This is a genomic window from Streptomyces sp. RP5T (genome assembly GCF_003933965.1).
Taxonomy (GTDB): Bacteria; Actinomycetota; Actinomycetes; order Streptomycetales; family Streptomycetaceae; genus Streptomyces.
Genome location: NZ_RSAJ01000878.1, coordinates 1 through 2,536, shown reverse-complemented (window position 1 = coordinate 2,536; position 2,536 = coordinate 1). Strand labels below are relative to the sequence as shown.

Genomic DNA, 2,536 nt, shown 5'->3' with positions numbered 1-2,536 from the left:
GACGAGGAGGGCGAGCAGGAGGGGGTTGGTGGTGCGGGTGGCCGCGATCCCGAGGGAGAGCGACCAGAGCCACCAGGCGCCGGGGTGCAGAGGAGCGGACGGGACGGCCTGGCTACGGGGCATTCCTGCGCCGCCTCGTCCGCCACACCGCCGCCGCGCCCAGGGCACCGATCGCCGCCAGACCCGCGAGCAGGCCGACGGACGGGCCGCCGTCCGACCCGCGCGCTGCGGCCGCGTCACCGTCCGGCCGGGCCTGCTGCTCCTTGCCCGTCACCTGCTCCCCGCACCCCGTCCGCGGGTATCCGGCGATGGCGCACAGCAGGGCGTTCGTGTCGTAGCGGAGCGGTTTCGCGCCGGCCGCCAGGGCCTCGGCCGTCGTCGCGTCGGGGGAGATCACCGCGCACTCGGTGCGCCGGGCCGGGGGCCGCTCGCCCGCGGGGGCGTCCGCGGCCGTACCGAAGTCGAGGACCAGCGCCACGCGCTTCCTGCCGTCCTGGGCGGGCGTGTGCGCGCAGATAGTGCCGAACGACGCGGGCCCGCGGGGCGTGGTGGCGTCCGCCGAGTCCTCGCTCACCGCGAAGCGGAAGCCCTGGACGTCGCCGTCGGCGGGGACCGCGGTCGAGGGGCCCTGCGTGGCGTAGGTCCAGGCCGTGCCCGTGCGGTCCCAGAAGGACCAGTAGCGGTAGCCGGTGGCCTGCGCCGGGCTCGTGGCGGCGAGGAACAGGCCCGTCAGCAGGGAGAGGACGACCGCCCGGCGGGTCACGGCCGCTTCCTCTTGTTGCGGCCGCTCAGCAGGAAGCCGATGCCAGCGCCGGCGGCGAGGCCCGCGCCGACCACCCACCACACGGAGGTGCCGGAGTCGTCCTGGGACTCGGTGGCCGGTGCCGGTGCCGGTGCCGGTGCCGGTCCCATTGCGGTCAGCTGCTTCACCAGGTCCGTGCCGCCGAAGTCGCCCGGGTCGGTGCCGGCCGCCTCGGCGGCGAGGATCAGCTGGGCGTAGGCCGCCGGGCCGCTCTGCCGGGCCCACTTGGCGGAGTTCCGCTCCAGCCACGTCAGGGGCCCCCGCGCGGCCTCGGGGCCGCTCTGCACAGCGAGTGCGACGACCGCGTCGGCCGTGTTGCCGTAGTCGGGCTGGTTCTCGGCACCCGGGAGGGCGGACTTCAGGTAGCCGTCCTTCGCCACCGCCCCGGCGAGGAAGGAGGCTCCGTTGGCCGCGGCCCTCGCCGGGGTCAGGTCCGGTGTGTCGGCGCAGGTGCTCTTGGCCGGGGCGCCGGCCTTCGCCGTCAGCGGACCCGTGCCGCGCGCGGCGACCACGGCCGCAGCCGTCGCGTCCGCGTTGGCCGTCAACTTGCCCTTCTTGTCCGGCTGGTAGGCGAAGGCGCCCCCGTCGGCACACGGCAGGGACAGCTTCAGCAGGGCGTCGTAGGGCGACTTCCCGCCGGAGCGGACCTGCGGGACGGGGATGTCCTGCGCGGCGAGCGCGCCGATGACCACCGACGTCGAGTTGGCGTCGCTGGCCCCGCCGGGGGCGAAGCCCCAGCCGCCGTCCTTGTTCTGGACGGACTTCAGCCAGTTCACCGCCTTGGTGACCGCGCCGCCGTGCCCGCCGGCCGCGGACAGGGCCTGGGCGGCCGCGGCCGTGCTGTTGGTGTCGACCATCAGCTTGGCGTCGCAGGCCTTGGCCGGGTCCGCGCGGTACGCCGGGAACGCCCCGTTCGCGCACTGCTGTCCGGCCAGCCAGTCGACGGCCGCGGCGGCGGGCTCCACGTCCACCCGGTGCAGGGCGATCAGGGCGAACGACTGCCGCCAGACCCCGTCGTAGGTGGGGTCGCCGCTGCCGTACAGCCCCGAGGGCAGGGACGGCGACGGGGACGGCGAGGCGGCGACGGCGGGCGTGGCCGTGCCGATCACGACGGTGGCGGCCAGGACGGCTGCGCTGCGGCGGACGTTCATGATCGGCGGATGCCCTTCTCCCTGCGGGGAGCCGGGCAGCACGGGAGGAACCCCCGGGCGGCTCGGCTCCGTATACCTCGACGGTGCCGCGCACCGGCCGGTTGCCGGTGCGCGCGAGCCGGTCACGAACCGTACGGGGCAGTCCGGCTCACCGTCGCAAGGACGGTTCACGGTTGCGGGTCAGCGCCGGAATTGCACCGGCTTTCCCCCGTACGGGTGTGATGACGACCTGGCCACTGTACTCGGCCGTAGGAAAGGGGACGCGGGCCGCCCGTGAGGTGACGGCGGCCCCGTGGCCCAGGTCAGACGGCCACGTACGTCACCGGGTCGCTCCCCGTCACCGCCTCCGCCCGTCCCGCCTTCACCAGTCGCCGCAGATGCGCCTCGGCCTCCGAGACGGCGATGTTCCGTGATCCGTAGGGGATCTGCTCCCAGGGCCGGTTCCACTCCATGCGCTCGGCGAGCTGCCAGGGGGTGAGGGGTTCGGCGAGGAGGCGGCGCAGGTCGGTGAGGCGTTCCTCGTGGTGGGCGAGCAGATCCCGTACCCGGGCGCCTGCGTCGGTGAAGACGTGCTGGTGGGCGG

General features: G+C 75.2%; 2 protein-coding genes, 2 pseudogenes and 1 riboswitch. All 4 genes and pseudogenes read right to left on the bottom strand.

Annotation, left to right across the window (positions count from 1 at the left end; genetic code table 11):
* A pseudogene (locus EHS43_RS48545) lies at positions 1-123 on the bottom strand (energy-coupling factor transporter transmembrane protein EcfT); the annotation flags it as partial.
* Positions 113-763, bottom strand: coding sequence for an SCO2322 family protein (locus EHS43_RS42365; RefSeq protein WP_125195789.1), 651 nt, complete (start codon positions 761-763; stop codon positions 113-115). The pseudogene EHS43_RS48545 and the gene EHS43_RS42365, both read right to left, overlap by 11 nt.
* The gene (locus tag EHS43_RS42360; RefSeq protein WP_125195788.1) at positions 760-1,953 is read right to left on the bottom strand and encodes a prenyltransferase/squalene oxidase repeat-containing protein; all 1,194 of its coding nucleotides are present in this window, start codon (positions 1,951-1,953) and stop codon (positions 760-762) included. The genes EHS43_RS42365 and EHS43_RS42360 overlap by 4 nt, the downstream gene beginning before the upstream one ends.
* Before the next feature lie 119 nt (positions 1,954-2,072).
* A riboswitch (cobalamin riboswitch) is annotated at positions 2,073-2,201 on the bottom strand.
* 54 nt (positions 2,202-2,255) lie between these two features.
* Positions 2,256-2,536: pseudogene (locus EHS43_RS42355) on the bottom strand (MBL fold metallo-hydrolase); the annotation flags it as partial.

Coding starts and splice junctions, on each gene's coding strand:
- EHS43_RS42360 (WP_125195788.1), bottom strand. CDS start 1,953: ATGAACGTCCGCCGCAGCGCAGCCGTCCTGGCCGCCACCGTCGTGATC.